This window comes from Hydrogenophaga sp. UC242_50 (assembly GCF_042697355.1).
GTDB lineage: Bacteria > Pseudomonadota > Gammaproteobacteria > Burkholderiales > Burkholderiaceae_C > Hydrogenophaga.
In genome coordinates, this window is record NZ_CP170553.1 from 3,519,415 (window position 1) to 3,544,598 (window position 25,184).

At 70.4% G+C, this 25,184-nt stretch carries 22 protein-coding genes and 3 pseudogenes; 8 read left to right on the forward strand and 17 right to left on the reverse strand.

All coding sequences use genetic code 11. The annotated features are described in order from the left end of the window. Positions 1-4 precede the first annotated feature (4 nt). The 3 genes from ACFJGX_RS18065 to ACFJGX_RS18075 all read right to left on the reverse strand — a co-directional run bounded on the left by ACFJGX_RS18065 (position 5) and on the right by ACFJGX_RS18075 (position 3,521). On the reverse strand, positions 5-2,518 hold the full coding sequence (locus ACFJGX_RS18065) for a penicillin acylase family protein (protein ID WP_382326711.1): 2,514 nt from the start codon (positions 2,516-2,518) through the stop codon (positions 5-7). Between the two features lie 83 nt (positions 2,519-2,601). Next, entirely contained in the window at positions 2,602-3,147 is a 546-nt protein-coding gene (locus ACFJGX_RS18070) for an FHA domain-containing protein (RefSeq protein ID WP_382326712.1), read from the reverse strand. After that, positions 3,144-3,521 (reverse strand): adenylate/guanylate cyclase domain-containing protein, encoded by a 378-nt coding sequence (locus ACFJGX_RS18075; RefSeq protein WP_382326714.1) that lies wholly within the window; start codon positions 3,519-3,521, stop codon positions 3,144-3,146. Before ACFJGX_RS18075 ends, ACFJGX_RS18070 begins: the two co-directional genes overlap by 4 nt. A gap of 354 nt (positions 3,522-3,875) precedes the next feature. Here ACFJGX_RS18075 and ACFJGX_RS18080 point away from each other — a divergent pair, with 354 nt between their 5' ends. Continuing rightward, entirely contained in the window at positions 3,876-4,211 is a 336-nt protein-coding gene (locus ACFJGX_RS18080; RefSeq protein ID WP_382158123.1) for a hypothetical protein, read from the forward strand. A 16-nt stretch (positions 4,212-4,227) separates the two neighbouring features. On the opposite strand, the gene ACFJGX_RS18085 is transcribed toward ACFJGX_RS18080, so the two are convergent. Both ACFJGX_RS18085 and tadA read right to left on the reverse strand, forming a co-directional pair. Next, positions 4,228-5,226: an LD-carboxypeptidase gene (locus ACFJGX_RS18085; RefSeq protein ID WP_382324698.1), complete on the reverse strand. Its 999-nt coding sequence runs from the start codon at positions 5,224-5,226 to the stop codon at positions 4,228-4,230. Between the two features lie 24 nt (positions 5,227-5,250). Then, a complete protein-coding gene (gene tadA, locus ACFJGX_RS18090; RefSeq protein WP_382324696.1) occupies positions 5,251-6,642 on the reverse strand; it encodes a tRNA adenosine(34) deaminase TadA in 1,392 nt (463 codons plus the stop codon). Positions 6,643-6,766: 124 nt separating this feature from the next. Here tadA and nhaA point away from each other — a divergent pair, with 124 nt between their 5' ends. From nhaA to opgC (ACFJGX_RS18105), 3 genes are all read left to right on the forward strand, one after another. Further along, complete coding sequence (nhaA, locus tag ACFJGX_RS18095; protein WP_382324694.1) at positions 6,767-8,008, forward strand: Na+/H+ antiporter NhaA; 1,242 nt, start codon at positions 6,767-6,769, stop codon at positions 8,006-8,008. 25 nt (positions 8,009-8,033) lie between these two features. Further along, positions 8,034-9,176 carry an OpgC domain-containing protein gene (opgC, locus tag ACFJGX_RS18100; protein ID WP_382326716.1) on the forward strand — a complete coding sequence of 381 codons (1,143 nt, stop codon included), beginning with the start codon at positions 8,034-8,036 and terminating at the stop codon, positions 9,174-9,176. Positions 9,177-9,273: 97 nt separating this feature from the next. After that, positions 9,274-10,428, forward strand: coding sequence for an OpgC domain-containing protein (opgC, locus tag ACFJGX_RS18105; RefSeq protein ID WP_382324690.1), 1,155 nt, complete (start codon positions 9,274-9,276; stop codon positions 10,426-10,428). Here the strand turns inward: opgC (ACFJGX_RS18105) and ACFJGX_RS18110 are convergent. The 7 genes and pseudogenes from ACFJGX_RS18110 to ACFJGX_RS18140 all read right to left on the reverse strand — a co-directional run bounded on the left by ACFJGX_RS18110 (position 10,403) and on the right by ACFJGX_RS18140 (position 17,026). Beyond that, entirely contained in the window at positions 10,403-11,203 is an 801-nt protein-coding gene (locus tag ACFJGX_RS18110; RefSeq protein ID WP_382324688.1) for an SGNH/GDSL hydrolase family protein, read from the reverse strand. The genes opgC (ACFJGX_RS18105) and ACFJGX_RS18110 overlap by 26 nt on opposite strands. A 157-nt stretch (positions 11,204-11,360) precedes the next feature. Continuing rightward, positions 11,361-11,942 (reverse strand): universal stress protein, encoded by a 582-nt coding sequence (locus tag ACFJGX_RS18115; RefSeq protein ID WP_382326718.1) that lies wholly within the window; start codon positions 11,940-11,942, stop codon positions 11,361-11,363. Between the two features lie 70 nt (positions 11,943-12,012). Then, positions 12,013-12,375: pseudogene (locus ACFJGX_RS18120) on the reverse strand (universal stress protein); the annotation flags it as partial. Further along, the gene (locus ACFJGX_RS18125; RefSeq protein WP_382324684.1) at positions 12,303-13,472 is read right to left on the reverse strand and encodes an ABC transporter permease; all 1,170 of its coding nucleotides are present in this window, start codon (positions 13,470-13,472) and stop codon (positions 12,303-12,305) included. The gene ACFJGX_RS18125 and the pseudogene ACFJGX_RS18120, both read right to left, overlap by 73 nt. Next, positions 13,469-14,656: an ABC transporter permease gene (locus tag ACFJGX_RS18130; protein ID WP_382324682.1), complete on the reverse strand. Its 1,188-nt coding sequence runs from the start codon at positions 14,654-14,656 to the stop codon at positions 13,469-13,471. The genes ACFJGX_RS18125 and ACFJGX_RS18130 overlap by 4 nt, the downstream gene beginning before the upstream one ends. Positions 14,657-14,664: 8 nt before the next feature. Continuing rightward, entirely contained in the window at positions 14,665-15,642 is a 978-nt protein-coding gene (locus ACFJGX_RS18135; protein WP_382326720.1) for an HlyD family secretion protein, read from the reverse strand. A 10-nt stretch (positions 15,643-15,652) separates the two neighbouring features. Further along, entirely contained in the window at positions 15,653-17,026 is a 1,374-nt protein-coding gene (locus ACFJGX_RS18140) for a TolC family protein (protein ID WP_382324678.1), read from the reverse strand. Between the two features lie 317 nt (positions 17,027-17,343). Here ACFJGX_RS18140 and ACFJGX_RS18145 point away from each other — a divergent pair. Then, positions 17,344-18,260 (forward strand): annotated as a pseudogene (locus ACFJGX_RS18145) (bifunctional enoyl-CoA hydratase/phosphate acetyltransferase); the annotation flags it as partial. After that, a complete protein-coding gene (locus ACFJGX_RS18150; protein WP_382324676.1) occupies positions 18,257-19,480 on the forward strand; it encodes an acetate/propionate family kinase in 1,224 nt (407 codons plus the stop codon). The pseudogene ACFJGX_RS18145 and the gene ACFJGX_RS18150, both read left to right, overlap by 4 nt. On the opposite strand, the pseudogene ACFJGX_RS18155 reads toward ACFJGX_RS18150, so the two are convergent. Continuing rightward, positions 19,443-20,629, reverse strand: a pseudogene (locus ACFJGX_RS18155) (HPP family protein). The gene ACFJGX_RS18150 and the pseudogene ACFJGX_RS18155 overlap by 38 nt on opposite strands. A 123-nt stretch (positions 20,630-20,752) precedes the next feature. Here ACFJGX_RS18155 and ACFJGX_RS18160 point away from each other — a divergent pair. Continuing rightward, positions 20,753-21,175 carry a group III truncated hemoglobin gene (locus ACFJGX_RS18160; RefSeq protein ID WP_382324672.1) on the forward strand — a complete coding sequence of 141 codons (423 nt, stop codon included), beginning with the start codon at positions 20,753-20,755 and terminating at the stop codon, positions 21,173-21,175. Then, a complete protein-coding gene (locus ACFJGX_RS18165) occupies positions 21,166-21,612 on the forward strand; it encodes an RrF2 family transcriptional regulator (RefSeq protein ID WP_382324670.1) in 447 nt (148 codons plus the stop codon). Before ACFJGX_RS18160 ends, ACFJGX_RS18165 begins: the two co-directional genes overlap by 10 nt. 4 nt (positions 21,613-21,616) lie before the next feature. On the opposite strand, the gene ACFJGX_RS18170 is transcribed toward ACFJGX_RS18165, so the two are convergent. The 4 genes from ACFJGX_RS18170 to ACFJGX_RS18185 are packed head-to-tail and all read right to left on the reverse strand — an operon-like array spanning position 21,617 to position 25,029. Further along, positions 21,617-22,243 carry a flavin reductase family protein gene (locus ACFJGX_RS18170; RefSeq protein WP_382158155.1) on the reverse strand — a complete coding sequence of 209 codons (627 nt, stop codon included), beginning with the start codon at positions 22,241-22,243 and terminating at the stop codon, positions 21,617-21,619. Positions 22,244-22,267: 24 nt separating this feature from the next. Beyond that, on the reverse strand, positions 22,268-23,260 hold the full coding sequence (locus ACFJGX_RS18175; protein ID WP_382324666.1) for a 2-hydroxyacid dehydrogenase: 993 nt from the start codon (positions 23,258-23,260) through the stop codon (positions 22,268-22,270). Positions 23,261-23,287: 27 nt separating this feature from the next. After that, positions 23,288-24,160, reverse strand: a complete 873-nt coding sequence (locus tag ACFJGX_RS18180; protein ID WP_382324664.1) for an amidohydrolase family protein — start codon at positions 24,158-24,160, stop codon at positions 23,288-23,290. After that, positions 24,157-25,029: a hypothetical protein gene (locus ACFJGX_RS18185; RefSeq protein ID WP_382324662.1), complete on the reverse strand. Its 873-nt coding sequence runs from the start codon at positions 25,027-25,029 to the stop codon at positions 24,157-24,159. The genes ACFJGX_RS18180 and ACFJGX_RS18185 overlap by 4 nt, the downstream gene beginning before the upstream one ends. Positions 25,030-25,184 lie beyond the last annotated feature (155 nt).

Here is a 25,184-nt window from a genome sequence, read left to right on the forward strand (position 1 = left end):
AGGCTCAGGGCGCGGCCGGTGGCCGCAGTTCCAGCGTGCTGCGCCACTGCGCCGGCTTCATCGTCAGCACGCGGTACTGCACCGCCACCCAGGTGTCGCTCATGTCGCGGTAGCGGCCCGAGAACACGTTGCCGCTCTGCCCGGTCTGGTAGATGAAGCGCGAGTTGTCCAGGTCCGCGAGATCGTAGACCGCGCGCAGGCTGGCCGCATGGCGGTTGGCATAGGGTGCATCGGCCTTGTCCAGGTGGTACTGCCCCACGTTGACGGTGAAGGGATCGCCCCCTGTGGGCGTGCGCACGTCGAAGAGCGCCGCCAGCGGCTTCACGTTGCCGAACGGGCGGTGGGCCGAGATCGCCGGGTGGGCATCGCCCCAGCGCCAGGCGGCCACGTCGCTGCCGTGCACGGCCTGCAGCTTGTTCAAGGCGTCCGTCAGGGCCAGGCCGCTGGCCGCCGCGCAACCCGCCGCGCCGCACCAGCTCGCGTCGTCGCGCTCCAGAATGCCTTCCACCGCGTTGCGGAACAGGCGCTTGCCGTACATGCCTTCGAAGCGCGCCTGGCCCACGCGCTCGCCCACCACGCGGCGCGTGAAGGCATCAACCCAGGCGCTGTAGATCAGCGGCGCGGCGGCATCGGCGCGCATCTCGCCCTTGAAATCGCGCAGCGCGGCCTGCGCGGCCGCCGCCAGCGGGTGGTCCGACGCGGCTTTCTGCAGGAACGGCAGCAGGCGCACCGTGGCGGCCGATTGCTGGTCGGCGTGCATGGCGCGGAACGAGTCCAGCGTGTGCTTCGGGGTCTGCGCCAGCATCGCTTCGATGCGCTCCTGGCGGTAGGGCGCGGCCCAGTCCTGGGTCAGGAAATGCGGGTAGTCCGCGGCGTGGATGCGCTGGTTGGCGGTGGCGATCCAGCCGCGCGCGCCATCGTCCTGCGGCGTCTCTTCGTAGGGCAGCCAGCCGGCCCAGTCGTAGCGCAAGTCCCAGCCCGGCGCCGGTGCGACGCCGCGGATGTCGTTCTCCGGCGCGCGCAGGGGCACGCGGCCCGCGGCCTTGTAGGCGATGCGCCCCGTGCGGTCGGCCATCACCACGCTCTGCATCGGTGAATGGAAATCGCGGAACGCCTTCTGGAGTTCGTCGACCGATTGCGCGCGGTTCGACTCCAGGGTGGCGACCACGTTGCGGTTGTCGGCGTCCAGCGCGGTCCAGCGCAGCGCGAGCACGAAGCGGCTGGTGTCCATCACCTCGCCATGGCGCGCCTGCGCATCGCTCAGCACCGGGCCGTGGCGGGTGCTGCGCACCATGTGGCTCACGTCGGGCTGTCCCTTGACCCGGATGGTCTCCATGCGCAGGCCGAAGTTGGCCCAGGCCGGTTCCCCGGAGGGGGACGGCACGCGGTACTGCGCGGGGTTGGCGGGGTTGATCTGCTCGAGGTAGAGGTCCTGCACATCCGGGCCGGTGTTGGTGAAACCCCAGGCCACCTGCTGCGTGCGGCCGAGCACCACGAAGGGCGTGCCGGGCAGCGTGGCGCCCATCACGTCCATGCCCTTGATGCCGTCGGCATCGGGCGCCTGCAGCCGCGCGAAGTACCAGATGGCGGGCGCGCTCAGGCCCAGGTGCGGGTCGTTGCGCAGCAAGGGCATGCCCGAGGCGGTGCGCGAGCCGTTGACCACCCAGTTGTTCGAGCCCTTGCCCTCGATGTTGCCCAGCTCGTCGGCCCAGCGCTGCAGGTCCGCGCCGATCTGCCCGCGCGCCGAGGCGACGATGCCGGACGCGGCCGGCACCTCGGCCTTCGAGGTCGTGACCGGCTTGCCCCGGTAGACGCCTAGTTCGCGGTAGAGCTTGGCGAGGTCGGCCGTGGCCGCTGGCTGCTCGCCCGGGTACGGCGGGAACAGCTCCCACAGGGCCTGGGTGTCGATCGCCTCCAGCGCGGTGAACCGGGCGAACTCGTTGCCCCAGTTGCCGCCCAGGTCCAGCGCCATCATGAGCGACCAGGCCACGCAGTCGACCGGGTCCCAGTAGCGCCCCGCGGCCGCTTCTTCGCGCGGGCTGATGCCCAGCAGCAGGAACTCGGGCGAAGGCAGTTGTTCGCTGTGGGCGAAGAAGGCGTTCACGCCGTCGCTGTAGGCCTGCAGGGCTTCGCGGGCCTCGGCTGGCAGGGTTTCCAGTTGCTGGCGCGCGGCCTGCCGGATGCCCAGCGTGCGCATGAGCTTGTCGGTCTCCAGCGTGGTCGGGCCCAGCACCTCGGACAAGGTGCCGCGCATGATGCGGCGGTTGAATTCCAGTTGCCAGCCGCGCTCCTGCGCGTGCACGTAGCCCATGGCAATCCAGGCGTCGTGCGGCTTGCCGGCCAGGATGTGCGTGACGTCGCTCGCGTCGCGGTGCACCTTCACCGGCGCGGACAGCCCACCCAGGTTGAGGCTGCCCTCGGTTTTCGGCAGGCTGCGCCAGGCATAGAAGGCGGCCAGCGCGGCGGCGAGCACCACCAGCAGCGACAGCAAGGCAAAGAGTCGTTTGATCCAGCGCACGAAATGTCCCCACTCATTGTTGTGATCCCGACGGCACGCGGGTGTCCCGTGCGCCGCCTTGCGGCCTTCCCTGCCGCGCCTGCTTATTTCTCGATGCCGATCGGCCCGATCGACATCTGGCCGTCGACCAGCCGGAAGCGCACCGTGGGCGCGCTGAAATCGCTGAAGGGCGCGCCCATGGCGATCTCGCCGTCGCTGTGCAGCAGGCACTCCTGGCGCCGCAGGGCGATCACGTTGTCGCCCGCGCCGAAACGCACCCAGGTGCCGTAGCTGCTGATGTCTTCGAGCACGTAGTTGCCCGAGCGGATGTCGATGCTGGCGTGCATGCGCGAGACGCGCGGGTCGCTCACCACGAAATCGGCCTCCGGCACGCGGCCGATCTTCATCGGCAGGTCGGTCAGGCTGAAGGCCTGCGTGGTGTCGAGCCAGGCCAGCTCGAAGCCTCCGAACACGGACTCCTTCATCGGACTCAGGGCGTGCAGGTCGGCCGGCAGCGTGAGGAACTCGGACAGCATCTCGGGCTGCCACTCGACGCGGAACACCTCGCAGGGCTCCACCCGGCCCTTGATGCGCATCGGCCCCAGGCTGCGGCTGCGCACGCCATGGCGGGGGCCGAGTTTGCGGATCACGGTGTCGGTGGCATGATCTGTTCGGGGCCGGCCAGGTCGCTCAGGCGCGAGGCCACATTGACCGCGTCGCCGAAACAATCGCCATCGACCACCACGACCTGGCCGCGCGCCATGCCGATCTGCATCATGAGCTTGAGGCGGTCGGGCCACTGCATGACGCGCTTGGCGTGCTCCTGCTGGATCAGCACCATCGCATCGACCGCGTTGCGGTTGTTGGCGAACGACATCAGCACGCCGTCGCCCAGCATCTTGACCACCGTGCCCCCGTTCTCCACGCCCATGGAGCCAATCCACTGGGTCAGCTTGGTGACGGCCTTGGTGGCGCGGTCGTTGCCCAGTGTTTCAAACACCGAGACGCTACCCGTCAGATCCACGAAAGCAATTGTCAGTTCGGCCATAGGAGAGAAGACATATCGGCTGGATTACAACACACCACCCAATGTATGAAGGCGTGTCGGAAAACCGCCGTTTCGAGCCCTCGAAAGCGGGCCCTGGCGGTTGAAAAAAAGTGCACCCGACCCGGCCTGCTCGATGGCGCTACGTCGATGCAAATTGTTAACGAATGCGTAAGAAGGTATTACACACCTCATGGAGTCAATCAAAAACCGACGATAAACATATGATTTATTTGTTGTTTTTTGAGTGTTGTCAAACATTCCCGATTGCACATCCCCGCGCTCGCGACGTATCCTGTATCCAATTAGTACAAAGTCGTTGAGGCCACTTCCATGCGCTGGTTCAAACCCGGTATCCGCAACAGCATTTCCGCCCTTCTCAGCCCCGAGACGCGCAAGGACTCGCCCGAGTCCCTGGAGCCGGTGCGCGAAGCCATGCTCGCGGTGCTGGGCGAAGAAGGCGCCAAGGCCAACCCACAGCTCACGCGCAAGCTGAAGTACCTGCACGATGCTCACGCCCTGTGGTTCGCACGCGCCGAGATGGTGGCCGTGCTGAGCCAGTTGCACGGCGAGGCGCTCGCGGTGCACCGCGTGCAAAGCCTCTCGCCGGTGTTCCAGGGCCTGGTGCCCAAGAGCCTGATCGACGCTGGCCGCTCGCGCAGGTCCTGATCTCCCCGCAAGGCCTTCAGCCCCAGTAGATCAGGGCATCGCGCCCTTCCACCATCAGATCCACCTTGCGCCCCACGGGCAGCAACACCTTGGTCGGCACGTGCCCGAAGGGCAGGCCCGTGAACACCGGCGTCTTCGTGCGCGTGCGCATCCAGTCGATCACCGTCTGCAGCTTGAAGCCTCGGTCGTAACCCGGCACCAGCTTGAAGCGGTTGAACGAGCCCATCAGCACCGCCTTCTGCTGGCCGATGATCCCCGCGTTGAGCAACTGCGTGAGTTGGCGCTCGATGCGGTACGGGTGTTCGTTCGCGTCCTCCAGGAACAGGATGCCGCCTTTGACCTGAGGCAGGTAAGGCGTGCCCACGAGCGCGCAGATCACGTTGAGGTTGCCGCCCCACAGCGTGGCGCCGCGCAGCCGGAACACCGGCGCTGCCTCGCCGTCCTTGCGCGGGGCCGCCTTCGCGTCCGACACCGGCAGCCGCCAGCCCGAGCCTTCACCGTGGCCCACGAGCAGGTCGTCGAAGCAGGCTTCCATGATGTCGTCCGGCACTTCGGCGCCGAAGTCCTCGCCCAGTGCCGGGCCGCCCCAGGTGACGGCACCAGTCTTGGCCAGCACCGCCATCTGCAGCGCCGTGAAGTCGCTCAGGCCCACGAACTGGGTGCCGCGCTCGATCGCCTTGGCGATCTTCTTGAAAGGCAGGTCGCCCACGATGCGCGTGAGCCCATACCCCCCGCGCGAAATCAGCGCCACGTTCGCGCCGCTGGCGGTGGCGCGCTCGATGGCGGCCAGGCGCGTGGCGTCGTCGCCCGCGAAGCGCATGTGGCTGCTCAGCGCCGCCTCGTCGATCTCGACCTCGTGGCCCAGCGCCTTGAGCCGCGCAACGCCACGGCGGAACGCGGCCTTGTCGCGCACCGCGCTGGAGGGCGAGTAGATGTAGATGTGCTTGGTGCCGTGGTGGTGGCTGTGGTTGCAATCGGGGCTGCAGGCGGGCGTGTGCGTATGACCGTGGCTCATGGTGTTGGGCGAAAAAGGGCTCGATTATCCGGGTGCGGCCGCCGCGAAATGGCGCACCGCGGCCTGGGCGATGGACAGGCCATGCTCCTGCACAAAGTGACCGGCCTGCGGCAGCCGAAGGGGTTCGGGGCAATGGCGGATCTGCGCGTGCAGGGCCTGCATGACGGGCTCGCCCAGCACCGGGTCCTGCAGGCCGATGGCCATCAGGCTCTGCCCCTGCCATTCGGTGGACCAGAAGTCCCTCGCCTGCCGGCTGAGGGCCGCGCCCTCGTCGTCGGCGTGCTCGGGCACCATGGGAGGGAAGGCGCGCAGCGCGGCGCGGTGGCCCCGGTCGGGGAACGGCGCGTTGTAGGCCGCGCACTCTTGCGCGCTCATCTGCGGGTTGCCGCGCGCGAACAGGCGCGCCACGTCGAACTCGGGGTTCTGCGCGCACATGTTGCGCCAGGCCACGAAGCCGGGCGACAGCGGCACCTCGCCGGTGGCCAGTGTGGTGTTCATCACCAGCAGCCCCCGGTAGCGCCGCGGCGCGGCCATGGGCAGGGTCAGGCCCAGCAGCCCGCCCCAGTCCTGCACCACCAGCACCACGTTGTGCAAGTCGAGGCGCTCGACGAATTCCAGCAGCACCTGGCGGTGCCAGGTGAACGAGTGCGCGCCGTCCTTCTTGGGCTTGTCGCTGCGGCCGAAACCGATCAGGTCGGGCGCGACCACGCGCGCACCGCTGGCCAGGAACGCCGGGATCATGTGGCGGTAGAGGTAGCTCCAGGCCGGGTTGCCGTGCAGGCAGAGCCAAGTCATCGGCGCGTCCTTCGGCCCTTCGTCGAGATAGTGCAGGCGCAGGCCACCGAGCGCGGGCAGATCGCTCACATACTGCGGCGCCCAGGGGTAGCCCGGCAGGTTCTGAAAACGCTCGTCGGGCGTGCGCAGGGCATCGTCGCGCAGGGGGTGGAGGTTCACTCGGCGCTCCTTGAAAAAACCGCGCAACAGTTGCGCGCCTTCCTCGGCCAGCACACCGCCTTGCACGATGGTCTGGTGGTTGATCCGGGCATGCCCGAACAGATCGAGCACCGAGCCCGCCGCGCCGGTCTTGGGATCGGTCGCGCCGAACACCACGCGGGCCAGGCGCGCGTGCAGCATGGCACCGCTGCACATGGCGCACGGCTCCAGCGTCACGTAGAGCGAACAGCCATCGAGCCGGTAGTTGCCCAGCGCCTGCGCGGCGGCGCGCAAGGCGACGATTTCGGCGTGCGCGGTAGGGTCGTGGCCGTCGATGGGGGCGTTGCGGCCGGTGGCGATCACGCGGCCGTCCTTCACCACCACCGCCCCCACCGGCACCTCACCGGCCTGGGCCGCGGCTTGGGCTTCGGCCAGCGCCAGGCGCATGAAGCGGGCGTCGTCGAAAACGGGCGTGTCGGGCATGCGGCGAGTGTAGGCCAGGGCCCATACCCCATCGGGTAAAATACAGGGCTGGGTGTTCGCGCTGCCTGTCGCAGCGAAACAGGTTCAAGCGCTGGTCGGGCCGCCGCGCGGAGTTGATACGTCCATGAATCGAGCCCCTTCCCGGCAGACCCTGCCGCGCGCCCAACTTGTTGCCGACCGCGCATTCGCCGCCCTCTCCCGTTTTCTCCACATCGAAGCCGTCAGTGGTGTCGTGTTGCTGCTCGCGGCGGCCATCGCCCTGATCTGGGCCAACTCGCCCGCCGCCGCCAGCTACCACGCGCTCTGGCATGCGCCCCTGACCTTCGGCATCGGCCCCTACGTGTCGGTGCAATCGCTGCACTTCTGGATCAACGATGCCCTGATGGCGGTGTTCTTCCTGGTCGTGGGCATGGAGATCCGGCGCGAGATCCACGAAGGCGCGCTCGCCAGCCTCCCGCTCGCCGCCCTGCCCCTGGCCGCCGCGCTGGGCGGGGTGCTGGTGCCAGCGCTGATCTATGTCGCGTTGAACACCGACCCCACCACGCTGCGCGGCTGGGCCGTGCCCACCGCCACCGACATCGCGTTCGCCGTCGGCGTGCTGGCCCTGCTCGGCCGCTCCATTCCAGGCAACGTGCGCGTGCTGCTGCTGGCCCTGGCCATCATCGACGACATCGTGGCGGTGCTCATCATCGCGGTCTTCTATTCGGGCGGGCTGGACTTCAGCGGCCTGTTGGTGGCCGGCCTGGGCATCTTCATGGTGCTGGGCCTGCAGCGCATCGGCATCGGCTCGGCCTGGGCCTACGTCGTGCCCGGCGCCGTGCTCTGGCTGGGCCTGCTGCAGACCGGCGCGCACCCCACGCTGGCGGGCGTGGTGCTGGGCCTCATGACACCCGTGCTGCCGGTGCGCCTGCGCGGCGAGGCCCCGGTGACCCGCGTGCAAAGGGCGCTGCACCCTTGGGTGGCCTACGCTGTGATGCCCCTGTTCGCCCTGCGCAATGCGGGCGTGACGCTCGACGGCGTGGACCTCGCCTCCGGCAGCGCGCAAGCCGTCACCCTGGGCGTGGTGCTGGCCCTGGTGCTCGGCAAGCCGCTCGGCGTGCTCGGCGCCAGCTGGCTGGCCGTGCGCCTGGGCCTGTGCCGCCTGCCCGACGGCGTGACCTGGTCCGGCGTTGGCCTGGTCGGCCTGCTGGCGGGCATTGGCTTCACCATGTCCATCTTCATCGCCACGCTGGCCTTCGACGATGCCCAGTTGCTCGGCGCCGCCAAGCTGGGCGTGCTGCTGGCCTCGCTGCTGGCGGCCGTGCTCGGCCTGTCCTGGGGTTTTCTGCAGGCCTGGCGGGCCCGCCGCAGCGCCCCTCTGGCATGATCGCGGGTTCTACTGGTTTTCCCTGATGCCACACGCCCCGCAACGCCGCTGGGAGCTCGACGCCCTGCGGGGCTTGATGCTCGTCCTGATGACGCTGACCCACATGCCGACGATGTACTCGTTGCCATCGGGCCAGCCGTTCGGCTTTGTCTCGGCGGCCGAGGGTTTCGTGTTCCTCTCGGCCTTCATGGCCGGCCGCGTCTACGGCCGCCGCGCCCGGCGCGATGGCCTGCCCGCCATGCAGGCCGCCTTCCATGAACGGGCGCTCAAGCTCTACCTCTGCCAGCTGGGCCTGCTGCTGCTGGCCTTCACCCTCATCGCCTGGCTCGGGGTGTTCAACCGGCAGGGCGGCGTCACCGGCCTGCTCGAATTTTTCTTCATCGACCCGCAGGCCGCCGTGGTCGGTGCCGCCTTGCTGCTGCACAACCCGCCGCTGCTGGACATCCTGCCGCTCTACATCTTCATGATGCTGGCCAGCCCCTGGCTGCTGCGCCGCGGCCTGCGACACGGCTGGCTCGGCGTGCTGGCCGTCAGCGGCCTGCTCTGGCTGGGCGAACAGTGGGGCCTGGGCCGGGGCGTGCACGACCTGGTCGTGGCGCTGACCGGCCTGCCCATCCCGTACAAGGACATGGGCGCCTTCCACTGGCTGGCCTGGCAGGCCCTGTGGGTCGCGGGCCTGTGGCTGGGCGCGCGCGAACAGCCCTGGCCGCGCCTGCCGGGCTGGGTGCTGGCGCCGGCGGCCGTGTACGCCGGGGCCATGCTGGCGTGGCGCCACATCGCGGGCCAGGACCCGCTGCCCTGGCTGCCCGCCGTGGGCCTGCTGCTCGACAAATGGTCGCTCGGGCCCATGCGCGTGCTGAACTTCGCCAGCGTCTTCGTGCTGCTCATGGCCGCCGGCCCCTGGCTGGTGCGCGTGCTGCCGCGCCCGCACGCGCTGGAGCTGCTGGGGCGGCACTCCCTGTCGGTCTTCTGCGCCCACATCGTGATCGCGCTGTTCACCCTCGCCTTCTTCGGTTCGACCCAGGTGGTGCGCCCCTGGACCACGGACGTCGCTCTGCTGCTGGCCGCGTTCGCGGGCCTGTTCGCGGTGCGCATGCTGGTGGAGGCGCGCGAGCGCGCCGGCCGGCGACCCGGCGTGTTCTGGCGCGCGCGTTCCCAGGCGCAGTGACGCGCCTCCCCATACCGGGGAACTTTGCGAGGCTTTGCGGCCCCGATCAGGGATCGAGTCACCTGGCAGGCACGCCACCTGCCCCCGCACCACCGCCATGAGCCAGGACGATCGCCAGTGGGAACTGGACGCCATGCGCGGCTTGATGCTCGTGCTGATGACCCTCACCCACCTGCCCACGAAGCTCGCGGACCCGTTGGGTCAGCCGCTCGGCTATGTGTCGGCCGCCGAAGGCTTCGTGCTGCTGTCGGCCTACATGGCCGGCCGTGTGTATTCCACCAAGGCCGACACGCAGGGCGCGCAGGCGATGAAAAACGCCTTCTTCAATCGCGCGCTCAAGCTCTACGCCTGCCAGCTGGCCCTGGTGCTGTTCGCCTTCACCGCCATCGCCGGCCTGGGCCTGGCGCTGCGCGAAGGGGCCGTGACCGACCTGCTCGCCTTCTTCCTGGAGCGGCCGGTGGTCGCCACCCTGAGCGCCGGCCTGCTGCTGTACAGCCCGGCGCTGCTGGACATCCTGCCGATCTACATCGTCTTCATGCTGCTCAGCCCGCTGGTGCTGCTGCACGGTCGGGAGCACGGCTGGCGCGCGGTGATGGCGCTGAGCCTCGCGCTGTGGTTCGGCGCCCAGTTCGGCCTGGGCCCGGCGCTCTACCAGATGGTCTTCGGCTGGTTCGACATGCCGGTGCGCTACCGCGACATGGGTGCCTTCGAAATCTTCGCCTGGCAGTTCCTGTGGACCATGGGCCTGTGGATGGGCACCGAGCACAGCCGCCCGGACCACACCCCCACGCGCTTTCCGCGCTGGATGGTGCGCACCGCCCTGGCCCTGGCGGCCTGCGCCTTCCTCTGGCGCCACGCCGTGGGACAGACGCCGATGCCCGATGGCTCGGTGGTCAACCTGATGTTCGACAAATGGCACCTCGGCCCATTGCGCCTGATCAACCTGCTGGCCCTGCTGGTGCTGGTGATGCATTTCGGCCCCTGGCTCAAGCGGCACCTGCCGCGCTGGCGGCCCCTGGAAACCCTGGGCAAGGCGGCCTTGCCGGTGTTCTGCGCCCACCTGGTGGTGGCCCTGCTGGCGCTGGCCGTGTTCGGCGCCACGAACCCCGCCAGGCCCTGGTCGGTGGACCTGCTGATCCTGTTCGTGGGCTTCTACGCCTTGTGGGTGGTGGCCCGCGTGTCGCTCGGCCGGGATCGCCGCGCCGCGAAAAACGCGGCCCGCCTCGTCAGCCCTTCAGGTGCAGGGCGATGATGCGCTGCCACAGCGCATAACCTTCGGCATTGAGGTGCAGGCGGTCGCCCAGGAACAGCTCCGGGCGGGGCTGGCCGTCGGTGCCGAGCATGGAAGAGAACACATCGATGAAGTCCAGCTGCGGCTCGGTCACGCTGTAGGCCTTGATGAGCTCATTGGTCTCGCGCACCGACGCCATCAGGCCCGCGCGCGACGGGCTGGGCTTGATGGAGACGAAGGCGATGCGGCTCTCGGGCAGCTCGGCCTTGACCGCGCGCACGAAGGCCGTGAAACGCTCCAGCACGTCGCGCGGCGTGGCGCCTTCGGACAGGTCGTTCTCGCCCGCGTACACCACCACCATGCGGGGCTTGTAGGGCAGCACCAGCCGGTTCACCAGCTTCACACAGTCGAGCAGCTGCGAGCCACCGAAACCGCGCTTGATGACCACGGGCTGGTCGGCAAAGCTGGTCTCCAGGTCGTTCCAAAGGCGGATCGACGAACTGCCCACGAAGACCACGCCGCCCGGTTGCGGCGCCTGCTTCAGGTCGGCGGCGGCGAAGGCCTCGAAACTCGAACTCCAGCGCGGGTCGATCGCCGCCAACTGCTGGGCGACCGGGGGAACCACCACGGTCGGGCTCGCGGGCGCGGCCACCGCCAGCTGCTGGGTCGCCGGGGCCAGGGAAGGCGGGGGTGTTTCGGCCTGCGCGATGGCCAGGGAGCCGATGCCCAGCGCACCGGCCAGGGCCAGTTGCAGCGGCAGCGAGAAGCGCAATGAACGGTGGGGCAATGGGTGCAAGGCGGTCAGGGAGTGGTGGGGGCGCAGAATGGACAGCACCGCGCGCGGAAAGTTCAGACACCACCAGTGTAAATATCGGTATCGGGCCGGTCCACCCGGACGCCCCGAACTGTTGTCCTGACGCCCCAGACGGGCCCGTTCGTCGGAGCCGCTGGACTCAGGCGGCCTCTGGTGGCACCACCAGCACGTCGTTTTCGGCCATTTCCAGCACGCGCTGCGCCACGCTGCCCAGCAGCAGGCCGAGCACTCCACGGCGCTGCTGCGTGCCCAGCACCACCAGGTCCGCCGGGTGCGCCAGCCCATGGGCGTGCAGCAGCAGGCCCGTGTCGCCATGCTCCAGCCAGGTGCGCAGGCGCAGGCCCACATCGCCGGGCAGTTCGCACGACTGGATGAAGGCCTCGGCCTCGCGTTCGGCCTGGGCCAGGCCGTCGGCGCGCACCTTGGTGGTGTCCACGCCGCCGATCGCGGGGTACGGGTTGTCGAACGCGTGGAACAGCGTGAGCTCCGCCTGGGGAAAGAGCGCGGCGGCGGTGCGCAGGGTGTGGCGCGACGCGGGCGAAAAATCGCTGGCCACGATCACGTGGCTGTAGGTCGCGCGCGGCCGGTTGCGCACCACGAGCAAAGGCACGGGCGAGCGGCGCGCCAGGGCATCCACCGTCGAGCCCAGCACCACGCGGCTGAGCGCCTCGTTGCGCGCCACACCGGTCACGATCAGGCCACTGCCCTCGGCCGTGCGCAACGGTGAGCACGGTGTCGGTCACGGCGCCCTGCTCCACCCGGGGCACCAGCGGCAGGTCACCGTCCTCGCCCGCGAGGTCGGCGCGCAGCCGCTGCTCCACCATCGCCCGGCGCGCGGTGCCGCCGCTCAGGCCCGATGCGCGCGACAGCACCGAGGTGGGCGCCTCGGCCGGCTCGGGCTCGACCACCGTCAGCGCGACCAGGCGCGCGTCCCACTCGCGCGCCAGGCGCACGGCGCGGTCCAGGGCGCGGTCGCTGCGGCTGCTCAGGTCGGTGGCCAGCAGGATGTGGCGCGGGGTGGCGGGTGTGCTCACGCGAAAGCTCCTTTCAAGGTGACCGGCACGCGGAGCGGGCCGTCGGTTCAGACCTTGGAAGATACCAAACGGTCCTCGGCGCGCCAGCGCCACAGGCCCGCCGCCGTCGACACCAGGCACACGGCGGCCAGCGCGGCGGCCTCCGCCGCCACCTGGGCCAGGCCCGCGCCCAGCTGGTTCAGCGCGATGAAGCCCTGCACGCCAGCGGTCGAGGGCACGAGCCAGCGCAAGGCCTGCAACGCCGGTGGCAGGGCTTCCACCGGCCACGACAGGCCGGTGAGGAACATGAACGGCAAGGCCGTGCACAGCAGCAGTTGCACGCTGCGCTCGCGCGTGCGAAAGAGGCTGCCCAGCAGCATGCCCAGCGCCGCGACACAGAGCGCGAACAGGGCCGCGAACAGCAGCAGGCCGCCGAAATTGCCCGCCCGGGGGTAGTCCTGCCACCACAGCACGAAGCCGAAAAAGTACAGGCTGTTGGCAAAGGCCACGGTGGCGAAGGCCAGCAGCATGCCGAAGTAGGCGGCGCTGCTGCGTCGGACCGGGAAGGCGCCGCGCTCGCGCCAGGTGCCGAACAGCAGCGTGATCGCCAGCAGCAGCGTCTGCTGGATGATCAGCACCGCCACACCAGGCACGATGTAGGCGCCATAGCCTTCGCGCACGTTGAAAAGAGCCACCGCATTGACGTTGACCGGTTGCCGCTGGGCCATGGCCTGGGCGGCCGAGGGCGTGCTGGCCGCCAGCCGCTTGAGTTCGATGCCGGCCGAGACCGTGCCCACGGCCTCGGCCAGGCCGTTGAGCGCCACCTTGTTCATCATCATGTACACGCCGTTGCCGCTGATGTCGACCTCCGCCCGGCGACCGCTCAGGACCTTGCTCTCCAGCCCGGGCGGGATCATCAGCACACCGGCGATCTCGTTCTTCCAGAGCAGGTCCTGCGCTTCGCGAAGGTCGGGCGTGACCCGTCGAATGTCCACGGCGGGGTGCGCCGCGACGTAACGGGTGATCTGGCGGGAGATCGCGCTGAGGTCCTGGTCGACCACCGCGACCGGCACCTGCTGCACGCTCTCGCGCGAATAAGGCAGCGGATAGAAAAACGAGTAGACGATGCCGCCCACGAACAGCAGCATGATGGCGCCGACATCGCCGAGCATGGCGCGCCAGGTCGCCACGAAACTGCCGATCAGGCTGGCGGGCCCCGGCGATGGATGGCCGCTCATGTGCGCCCCCAGGCCGAGGGCTGGCCCGCCCGCTGCTTCAGGATCAGCAGCCCGGCGCCGCCGGCCACCACCGCAAAGCCGAGCAGGACCAGGGCATCGCCCACGCCATAGGTCCAGGGCGCGCCGGCCAGCCAGTGTTTGCCCTGCAGCTGCAGGTAGTGGGTCAGGGGCAGCGCTTCGGCCCAGGCGCGCGCCAGCGGCGGCATGGCGCTCAGGGGATAGCCCTGGCCCGAGAAGGCAAAGGCCGGCGCGGTGACGAAGGCCGCCGCCGACAAGGCGTTGCGCAGCGTGAGGGTGACCGCGATCATGAGCAGGCCCAGACCGAGGTAGGCGGCGATCAGCAGCCACAGGCCGACGACGATCATCGCGCCGCTGCCTTCGATCGCCCACCCGCGCACGAAGCCGAAAAACACCACGAACAACACCGCCTGCACGGCAAAAGCCAGCGCGGGGATCACCAGCTTGCCGGCCACCGCCGTGCCCCAGCGGCCTCCCGCGCTCTCCAGCCACTGCGGCACGCTGCCCGCGCGCAGCTCGCGGCCGACCGCGGTGATGGCCGCGAGCGCCACGAAGATCTGCAGCATGGACGGGATCAGCGCGAGCACCAGGAAGGACTCGTAGTTCGCGTTCTCGTTGTACAGCGTGCCCAGCCGCAGGCGGATCGGCTCGAACTGCTCCGCGGCCTGCGCCGCCGAGGCGCCGCGCTTGCCGCGCGCCGTGATCTCGATGCCGGCGCTCAGCGTGGAGACGGCGGTGCGCACGTCGCGGGTCAGGCCGCCCGCGTGCACCGAGAACTGCCCGTTGTAGAACCAGGACACGGTGGCCGAGCGCCCGGCCCCGATGTCGTGCTGGAACGAGGCCGGCACGACCAGCAGCCCATAGGCGCGGCGCTCGCGCAGCCAGGCCGTGGCCTCGGCTTCGCTCCCGACCGCCGCCGCCACACGCACCCCCGGCGACCCGTCCACCAGGCGCAGCAGCGAGCGCGACAGGCTCGACTGGTCCCGGTCGATCACGACGATCGGCAGGTCGCGCGCGATGCCGGCGGCGAACATCCACCAGATGAGCAGGCACACGCCCAGCGGTATCCAGGTGAGCATGCCCAGGTCCCAGGCGTCGCGCCGCAAGCGTTGCCACTCGCGCCGGACCACGGGGCCGAAGCCGGTCGCGTTGGCGGTGGTCTCCACGGGCGGGCTCAGGGTGCGGGGAAGACCACGCTCATGCCCGGTCGCAGCTGCGCCACCGGACTGGCTGGGCGCAGCCGGATCTCGAAGGTGCGCAGATCGGTCCCACCCGGTCGCGCGGCGCGCCAGGTGGCGAAGTCGGGCAGCACGCCGACCGACGCCACCACCAGTTCGATGCTGCGACGCAGCGCCGGCACCTCGGCGGTGTGCCGGCTGCCCACCGCATAGTCCGCCATCGCGTCCTCGCGCACCTGCAGCACCGCCCACACGTCCTGCAGGTTGACCAGGGTGATCACCGGGAAGCCCTGAGGTGCGATCTCGCCGGGCTGGATCTGGATCTTGCTCACGTCACCGGCGGCGGGCGCCGTGATGCGCGTCTCGGCCAGCGCCACCTCCGCTTCCGACAGCACGCCGCCGACCTGCTGGGCCTGGTACTGGGCGGCCGCCTTGTCTTCCGGGCGCGCGCCCTTGCGCGCCATCTCGTACTGCGCCCGCGCCGCATCGGCCTGCTGCTGGGCCGCCCGCCACTGGGCCAGGGCTTCGTCGCGCTTCTGCCCGGACAGGATGCCCTCGGCGAACATGGTCTGCACCCGGTCGTGGGTGGTCTTGGCCAGTTGCGCGCCGGTCTTGGCGCGCTCCCAGTTCAGGCGCGCGGCCTCGACCTCCTCCGGCCGCGCACCGGCATTGGCCTTGGCGGCCACGGCCGAGGCCGCCGCCTCGGCGGCGCGCGCCTGGGCGATCTTGGCGGCCACTTCCGGGCTGTCGAGTTCGAACAGCAGATCGCCGGCCTTCACGGTCTGCCCCAGGTGCACATGCACCGTGCCGACGCGGCCAGGCACCTTGGACGACACATTGATCTCCTGCGCCTCGATCTGGCCCTGCAGCGGCAGCGGCTGCGGCGTGAAGGCCTTCCACAGCCCCCACGCGAGGAAGGCGACGACGGCCACACCGAGGATGGCGAGAAGGACGCGCTGGACTTGGGAGGGCATGGGCATGGGCTTACTCGGCTGGGGGAGCGATCTTGATGTCGGCGTTCTGCGCGAATTCGGCCAGGCGCTGGGGTTGGCCGCTGGCCTCCAGCAGGCGGGCCAGGGCCATGACGTAGTCGTAGGCGGCCTGCACGCGCTCGGTGTCCACCTTGAGCAGGTTCAGGCGCGCATCGGTCAGGTCCAGCGAGGTGCTCTGGCTCTGCTGGAACGACACCGTCTGCAGGCGCAGGTTCTCGCGGGCCAGGCGGATGGTCGAGTCCATGGACAGGAACTGCGCGCGCGCATTCTGCAGGGCCCGCCACTGGCTCTCGATCAGGGTCGGCACGTCGCGCTGCGCCTGCTCCTCCAGGGCGCTCACGCGCTGTTGATCGAGGATGGCGGCCTCTTTCATCTTGCCCCGGTCGATGCGGTCGATCAGTGGCACCGACACCAGGATGCCCACCGCCCAGTTGGGCTGCACCAGCTTGTCGCTGCTGCGGTTGAAGTTGTAGTTGCCGATCGCCAGCACCGTCGGCAGCTGGCCGCCGGTCTGCAGCTTCAGGGCCTGGTCGGCCTGGGTCCGCTTGCTCGCGATCTTGTCCCAGGCGGGGTTGTGGGAGAGCCCCGCGTCGATGAAGGACTGCAGCGTGCCCACCGATGCCGAGTTGACGAACAGCGGCGTGGTCAGCGGCGCGGGCGAGGCCGCGCCCAGCAGGCGCGTCAACGCCACCTGCGCGATCTCGAGGTCGCTCTGCGACCTGGCCAGGTCGCGCCGCGCGCCGTCGAGCGCCACGTCGGCCTTGAGCCGCTCGGCGGTCGCGATCAGGCCGGTCGCCTCCAGGCGCTGCGCGGCGCGCTGGTGGTCGGCGATGCCCTTGGCCGCCGCGCTGCGCAACTGCACCGCGTGCGTGGCGAGCTGCAGCGAGAAATACCGCTGGGCGACGGTGGTCGACATCTTGTCTTCGACGTCCCGGGCCTCGGCCCGGGCCTCGTCGGCCTTGCCCGCTTCCAGCCCATGGATGGCTTCGAGCCGGCCGCCGGTGTAGATCGGCCAGTTGGCGCTCAGGCCCAGGGAATGCAGGTTGAAGGTGCGGTTCACCGACACCGCGTTGGGAATGGGCGGAATGGACAGGCCGCCGGGCACGACCGACCCCAGCGAGCCCGCGGCATTGGCCAGCGGCGAGGTGTCGAGGTTGAAGGTGGTGGCGACCCGGCCCGAAAAGCCCGAGAGCGACAGGGCCGGGCCCCCCAGGTGGGCCAGGGCCTCGGCCTTGAGGTCTTTGGCCTGCACGTCCATGCGCGCGTTGCGCACCTGGCCGGACGCCTCTTGCGCCTGTTGCAGGGCCTGCGCGTAGTCCAGCCCCTGCGCCAAGGCCGGTGCGCTCAGCGCGAGCAGAGCGGCCACGGAAACAAGGCTCCGCCAGTGGCGTGAAAAAGGCTTGGTCATCGGGACATTTCGCAGCGATGAAGGCATGTTGGACTGGCTGTAGAAAGTACCGGTGCCGCCCGTTGTTCCCTGCGAGAACACCCCACCCAGGCGGCGAAACGAACATACCACAGCCACCCCGCTGGCGGCCTCGATGCCCTCGGGTGGCATTAGGGAGGTGCCTCCATGGCGGGAGCGCATGCCATCATCGCCATGGCCCCGCCTTCCCGCACCAGGACCCGCCCGACATGAAGCTCCCCGACACCCCGCCAGCCCACGGCGTGCAACTCACCCCCGAAGGCCTGCCCCGCCTGCTGGCACAGGCCGGCGCGCTCGGTGCCATCCGCGTCGCGGTGGTGCACCCCTGCGACGAACTCAGCCTGCGAGGCGCGCTCGATGCGCGAGACGCCGGCCTGATCGAGCCGGTGCTGGTCGCGCCGCGAGCGCGGCTGGAAGAGCTGGCCGCGCAAGCCGGCCTGGACCTCTCGGGCCTGGGCATCGAGGACGTGCCGCACAGCCACGCGGCGGCCGCGCGCGCCGCCGAACTGGCCGGGCGCGGCGAGGTCGAGGCGCTCATGAAGGGCAGTTTCGCACACCGACGAACTGCTCGGTGCCGTGCTGCCCGCCTCGGCCGGCCTGCGCACCAAGCGCCGCCTGAGCCACTGCTACCTGATGCAGACGCCCGCCTACCCCCGGCCCTTCATCATCACCGACGCGGCCATCCACATCGCGCCCACCCTGGAGGAAAAGGCCGACATCGTGCGCAACGCGATCGAACTCGCCCACACCATCGGCATCGACCTGCCACGCGTGGCGCATCCTCGCCGCGGTGGAGACCATCAACCCGCGCATGCCCGCCACGCTGGACGCCGCCGCCCTGTGCAAGATGGCCGACCGCCGCCAGATCACCGGCGCCCTGCTCGATGGCCCGCTGGCCTTCGACAACGCCATCTCGCCCGAGGCCGCGCGCGTCAAAGGCATCGATTCGCCCGTGGCCGGCCGCGCCGACGTGCTGGTCGTGCCCGACCTGGAAAGCGGCAACATGCTCGCCAAGCAGCTCGAGTTCATGGGCCATGCGGCCAGCGCCGGCATCGCCATCGGCGCGCGCGTGCCCATCGTGCTCACCAGCCGCGCCGATTCGCGCGCCACGCGCCTGGCCTCGTGCGCCATCGCCGTGCTGCTGGCGCACCGCTACCGGGTCAGCCGACCATGAGCGGCATGGTGCTCGTGCTCAACGCGGGTTCGTCCAGCATCAAGTTCGCCATCTTCGACGCCAGCGGCCCCACCGTGCCGCGCGAGCCGGCCTGGAAAGGCCAGGTGCGCGGCATCGGCGGGCCGCGGCCCACCACCGCCGACACCGACACCCCCGAGACCGCGCTGGCACTGGACCCCGCACAGCCCTACCACGAGGCCCTGGCGCACATCCTGCGCCGCGTGCGCGCCCACCTGGGCGCCACGCCACTGCGCGCGGTGGCGCACCGCGTGGTGCACGGCGGCCGCCAGTACTTCGACCCGGTGCGCGTGGACGCGGCCGTGCTGGCCGATCTTCAAAGCTACATCCCGCTGGCGCCGCTGCACCAGCCCTTCGCGCTCGACGCGATCCAGGTGCTGCTGGCCAGCGACCCGCGGCTGCCGCAGGTGGCCTGCTTCGACACCGCCTTCCACCACACCCTGCCCCAGGTCGAGCAGATGCTGCCCCTGCCCTACGCGGCCTGGGAACGGGGTCTGCGGCGCTATGGCTTTCACGGCCTGTCCTACGAGTACCTCTCGGTGGCGCTGCCCGAGCGGTATGGCGAGCTGGCGAAGGGCCGGGTGATCGCCGCGCACCTGGGCAGCGGCGCGAGCCTGTGCGGGCTGCAAGGCCTGCGCAGCCTGGCCACCACCATGGGCTTCTCGGCGCTGGACGGCCTGATGATGGGCACGCGCACCGGCTCGCTCGATCCCGGCGCGGTGATCTACCTGATGGAGATCGAGAAGCTCAGTCTGGAAGACGTGGGCCGCGTGCTGTACCACGAGTCGGGCCTGCTCGGCGTGTCGGGCGTGTCGTCCGAGCCGCGCCGCCTGTTCGCCGAGGAAGGCCGCGACGACCCCACCGGCGAACGCGTGCGCGCCGCGCTGGCGCTCTACGTGCGGCGCATCGTGCGCGAGATCGGCGCGCTGGTGGCCGTGCTCGGCGGCTTGGATCTGCTGGTGTTCACGGCCGGCGTGGGCGAGCACAGCGCCGAGATGCGCCGCCGCATCTGCCGCGACCTGGGCTTCCTGGGTCTGGCCCTGGACGAGGCGGCCAACGAAGCCAACGCCGCGCTCATCTCCGCACCCGGCAGCGCGGTGGCGGTGGCCGTCGAGCCGACCAACGAGGAATGGATCGCCGCGCGGCACGCCGCCGCGCTGATGCTCAGTCCGCCGGCCGCGCCACCTGGTGCAGCGCCCTGACCAGGTCCGACTCGGTGATGATGCCGGCCAGCCGGCGCTCGGTGTCGATGATGGGAATGTGGTGGTGCCCGCCTTCCGAGAACAGCGGCACCAGCTCGCTCACGTGCCGGTGGATGCTGCCACACGCACCTCGCGCGTCATCAACTGGCCCACCACCTCCGGTTTGTCCGAATGCACCGTGCCGCTGCGCCGCATCAGCGCGCGGAAGCGGTCGCCGATGCCCTCGTGCCGGTCCAGCTCGGCGTGCCGCATGAAGTCCGACACCGTCACGATGCCCACGATGCGCCGCGCCCGATCCACCACCGGCAGCGCCTTGATGCGGTGCTGGCGCATCAGGCCCCAGGCCTCGCGCAACGGGGTGCCGAAGGACACCGCGATCGGCTCGGGCGTCATGATGTCGCCGCAGCGCAGGCTGCCGAAGTTGCGCTGGTAGGCCGCCGACTCGGCGTGGTGCAGCAGCTCCTCCAGGTCGTCGCGGCTCACGTCCAGCACCTGGTTGTAGTGCGCCAGGGCCGCGTCCAGGTCGGCCGCGCTGAAGCGGGCCGGCGCGGCGGTCGGCTCGTGCGTGGCCCGCACCTGGGCGTGCGGGTAGCGCCGCCCGCTCAGGCTGTTGTAGACCACGCCCGCCACCACCAGCAGCAGCGAGTTCACGAACATCGGGAAAACCGCGAAATGAAAGCCCACCGCGCCCAAGGAGGTCAGCAGCGCGGTCGCGCCGCCCGGCGGGTGCAGGCAGCGCAGCGCGAACATGAGCGCGATCGCCGCCGCCACGGCCAGCGCCGCCGCCCAGGCCGGGTCGGGCACCAGCATGGCGCAGGCCGCGCCCACCAGCGCCGAGAGCGTGTTGCCGCCCACCACCGACCAGGGCTGCGCCATCGGGCTCGCGGGCAGCGCGAACACCAGCACCGCACTGGCACCCAGCGGCGCCACCAGCCAGGGGCCCATGGCATTCGCCCCCGCCCACCATCGGCTCACCAGGGCCGTGAACAGGATGCCCAGGCCCGCCCCGGCCACGCTGCGCCAGCGCTCATGGGCATCGACGCGCACCGGCGCCGGCCAGAACGCCGCGAGGAAACGGGTGGCGCCTTCGAAGCGCGCGACGGGAGGCTGGCCATCGGGGTTCAATCGGGTCTCCGGAAGTCTTGAGATGGATCAAGGAAGCGCCGCTTTGGCGGCCCTGGCGCACGCGGGGGTGTCCGATCTCCCATAAGATTGATTCTAGATGGATCTTTTTGCGCGCCGAGGGTGCGGGGTCCGTGCACGGGAAACATCATGGGCGTCATGGCGGTCTGCACCGAGGAAGAGGTTTCGAGCATGGTCCATGCGTTCTACGCGCGGGTGCGGCGCGACGAGGTGCTCGGCCCCATCTTCAACGCCCACATCCACGACTGGGACAACCACCTCGCGCAGCTGGTGGACTTCTGGTCCTCCATCCTGCGCCGCACCGGCCGCTTCACCGGCGCGCCCATGCCGCGCCACGCGGCCCTGCCCGGCCTCACCCCGGCCCTGTTCCAGCGCTGGCTGGCCCTCTTTCACGAGACCACCGGCGCCCTGCCCAACCGCGCCATGGGCGAGCAGGCCTTCGCCATGGCGCAGCGCATCGCGCAAAGCCTCTGGTACGGCTACCAGCTGAGCAACAGCCCGGACGAGGTGCCCGCCGACCTCGTGCTCGACGGAGGCCCGCCGTGCGCCTGACCACCATGACCGACTACGCCCTGCGGCTGCTGATGTACCTCGCGCAGCAGCCGGATCGCCTGTGCACCATCGCCGAGGCCGCGCAGGCCCATGGCATCTCCGAAGCCCACCTCATGAAGGTCACGCACCACCTCGGTCTGCTGGGCTGGATCGAGACCGTGCGCGGCAAGGGCGGCGGCATGCGGCTGGCCCGCGCCCCGCACGAGATCGGCCTGGGCGAGGTGGTGCGCGACATGGAGCCCGACTTCCACCTCGTCGAGTGTTTCTCCAGCGGCAACACCTGCGTGCGCACGGGCGATTGCGCCCTGAACGGCGTGTTGCACAGCGCCCTGCAGGATTTCCTGGCGCGGCTCGACGGCGTCACGCTGGCCGACATCGTGCCCACGCGGCCCCTGCCGGCCACCCGCGTCGCGGTGCACCGCGTGGCGGTGCGCTGAGGCCTCAGGCCCGGGGCGGGTTGGGCCGGCCCAGCTCGACGATGGGCCCGGTGGAGGCGTACTGGTTGCCGCCCAGGCGCGTGAGCGGGCGGGTGCGCACCACGTCGAAGCGCCCGCTGGGCTCGATGAACTGGTCGTCCAGGTGCAGCGCCACCACGCGGCCGAACACCACGTTGCTGAAGGTGTCGCCGGGGCCGACGGGCTCGATGTTCACGATCTGCAGCAGCTGGCATTCCATGCAGGCGGGCGAGGCCGCCACGCGCGGTGGCCGCACCTTGTGGCTGGCGGCCTTCTCGAGGCCGGCTATCTCGAACTCGTCGGTGCCGTGAGGCGCGTTGAACGAGGACAGGTTCATCTGCTCGCGCAGGTCCCAGGTCACGAGGTTGGTGACGAACTCGCCCGTGGCGCGCACGTTGGCGATGGTGTCCTTCACCTCGCGGTCGTCGGGCGCGTTGCACGAGAACATGACCACCGGTGGCGCGGTGGACACCAGGTTGAAGTGCGAGAACGGCGCGAGGTTGACGCGGCCGTCCGCGCTCACGGTGCTGATCCAGCCGATGGGCCGGGGCGCGACGATGGCGTTGAAGAGGGAGCGCTTGAAGTCGGTCGCGGTGTCGAGGTCGATGTACATGTCAGAAGAATTCCGGGAAAAGAGTCAGGGCGTGGCGTTGACGATGGCGGCGCCCGCTTCACCGCGCACCACCTTCGCGAGGTTGTCGGCAGCCTGCTGGCGGCGGCCGAAGAAGCCCTCCCAGGTCCACGAGGCCACGTGCGGCGTGTTCAGCACGCGCGGGTGGGCGAGCAAGGGGTCGTCGCGCGCCGGGGGTTCGGGGTCGAACACGTCGAAGGCCGCGCCGGCCAGGCCGCCGGCATCCAGCGCGGCGATCAGCGCCGGCGCATCCACCAGCGTGGCGCGCGCCGTGTTGATCAGCACGGCGCCGGGCTTCAGGCGCGCCAGCGCCGCCGCATCGAGCAGCGGGCGGTCGCCGGGCAAGGCCGGGCAATGCAGCGACACCGCGTCGCTCTGCGCCAACAGCTCGTCCATGCCCACGGCTTGCACGCCCGCGGGCAGGTCGCGGGCCAGCGGGTCGTGCACCAGCACGCGCACGTTCCAGCCCGCCACGCGCTGCGCCAGCGCGCGGCCGATGCGGCCAAAGCCCACGATGCCCAGCGTGCTGCCGTCCAGCCCGCCGGCGAACACCTGGGGGCTGCGCCAGCCGCCGCCCTGCAGGTGGCCGCGGGTCCACACATGCAGCTGCTTGCGCAGCGCCAGCAGCAGGGTCATGGCGTGCTCGGCCACCGCCACGGAGTCGTTGCCGCCGGGCGTGTTGCAGACGGCAATGCCCAGGTCGCTCGCGGCCGCCACGTCCACCGTGTCCACACCGACGCCGATCTTGCTGATCACCTGGAGGCCGGGCAAGGCGGCCATCACCTCGCGCGTGACGCGGATGCCGCCGGAAATCAGCACGCCCCGGCACCCCTGGGCGTCGGCGATGAAGTCGGCCTCCAGGTGGCGGCGGTAGCCGGGGTCGTGGTTGGGCTTGCCCAGGCGCACGTCGAAGCCTTGCTCGCGCAGCCAGGGAATGCTGGGGTCGTCGGGCATCACGCGTTCCCAGATCAGGACGGGTTCGTTTCGTTGGGCGTTCATCAGGCGGGGTCTTCTCGGGAAGGGGGATCAGGCGTCGGGGAAACCGAACACGCGGGCGGGGTTGTGGACCAGGATCTGCTCGCGCAGGGCCGCGTCGGGCACGGCGCGCGCGAGCAGCTCGACCAGGTCGGCGTCGTTGGGCATGGTGGTCGTGGCGACGTCGTACAGCGGGTGCGGCCAGTCGGTGGCCCACAGCATGCGCCAGGGGTTGAGGGCGACCACCCGGCGGATCAACTCCACCGCATCGTCGTAAGGCGGTGCGAAGCGGTGGTCCACGCGCGAAACCTTCACCCACCAGTGGCCGCGCGTGACGGCCTCGCGCAGGAAGCGGAAGCCCTCGCCGTCGAGGTCGCCCGGGTTCAGGTAGGCCAGGTGGTCCACCACCACCTCGGCGCGGATGTCCAGCAGCAGGCGCGCGTGCGCTGCCAGTTCGTCGGCGGAGGCGTGCAGCGAGATGCTCCAGCCCAGGGCCTCGGCCCGGCGCACCTGGCGGCGGAAGGCCGTGGTGTCGAAGGCCGCGCCGAAGCGCGAGAGGATGTTGAAGCGCGCGCTGCGCACACCCGCCACATGCAGCTCTTCGCAGGCCGCGTCGGACACGCTGTCGTCGAGCAGGGCCACGCCCCGGTAGCGCGCCGGGTCCGCGCGCAAGGCGGTGAGCAGCACCGCGTGGTCGTTGCCGTACACCGAGGGCTGCACCAGCACCGCGCGCTGCACGCCCAGCCGCTCGTGCAGTGTGCGCAGCTCGTCGAGCCAGGCCACCGGCGGCTCGTAGCGGCGGCCGGGCAGCAGCAGGTCCACGCGCGCGGGGTCGAAGACGTGGACCGCGCAGTCGCACGACAGCGGCGGCAGCGCCACCGCCGGCTCGCGCGTGTCGCGCCGCCAACCGTGGTGCGCGTTCACGCGGACGCCGCGCTGGCGCTGTAGTCGCCGGCGTTGTGCACCCAGCCGCGCGCGATGAAGTCCTCGCGCGGCGGGCTGAACAGGTCGAGCAGCAGGTGGTGGCCGTCGCCCACACCCTCGGTGGTGTGCACCAGGTCCACCGGCACCACCACCAGCGAGGGCGATGGCGCAGCCAGGTGCTCGTCGTCGCGCCAGAGGTTGGCGTCCTTGCCCCAGGTCACCCGCAGGTGGTGGACGAAATTCCCCGCCAGCGCGAGCGAGCCTTGCTCCAGGTCGCCGTGGCTGTGCGGGCTCAAGGCCTTGCGGTCGCGCACGCCGTGGTACGACACCCAGTTGATGCTCAGCGTGTCGGTCTGCAGCATCTTCAGGCGCGGGTTGTCGGCCGGTGCCGGCACCTGGGCCATGTCGAACACCTGCACCAGCGGCGCGCCGGGCTTGCGGCGGAAGGGGCGGCCGGTGGGCTTGATGCGCGCGTCCGGCTCGGCATACGCAGCCTCGTTGAGCACCGTGGCGGGCTCGATGTCGGGACGGTTCGAGGCGATCACCGCGCAGGTGCCGGGCGCGGCGAGCCGCACGCTGGAGCGGCCGGCGGCCAGCACGCACACGCTGCCCGCGTTGGGCACCACCACGCTGGGCCCCTGCCCGGCTGGCGAGATGACCGCGCCCGCATCGGGAAAGACCAGCAGCATCTCGGCCGTGCTCTCGACGTCGAAGGGCTCGGTGCCTGCCTCGATCCACTCCACGATGAGGTTCTGCGCGCGCATGCGCCGGTGGCGGTTGCCCGCGACAGTGAGCGCGGGATGGTCGAGAAAGGCCGCGAAGCTGCGCGGACGGACACCGGGGGACGAAGGAGCGGGCGTGGATGGCATGAAGGGTGCGTGGAATGGATCGGGAATGCGGTGATCATCACCCGGTCCGCACCCGCGAGGCAATGCGAACGCGGCCGTTTTCTGCCTGCCGGAAAGCGGGCCGAGTTTCGTTGACACCCCTGGAGCCACTCGGGAATCATCGATCCATTCCCCTT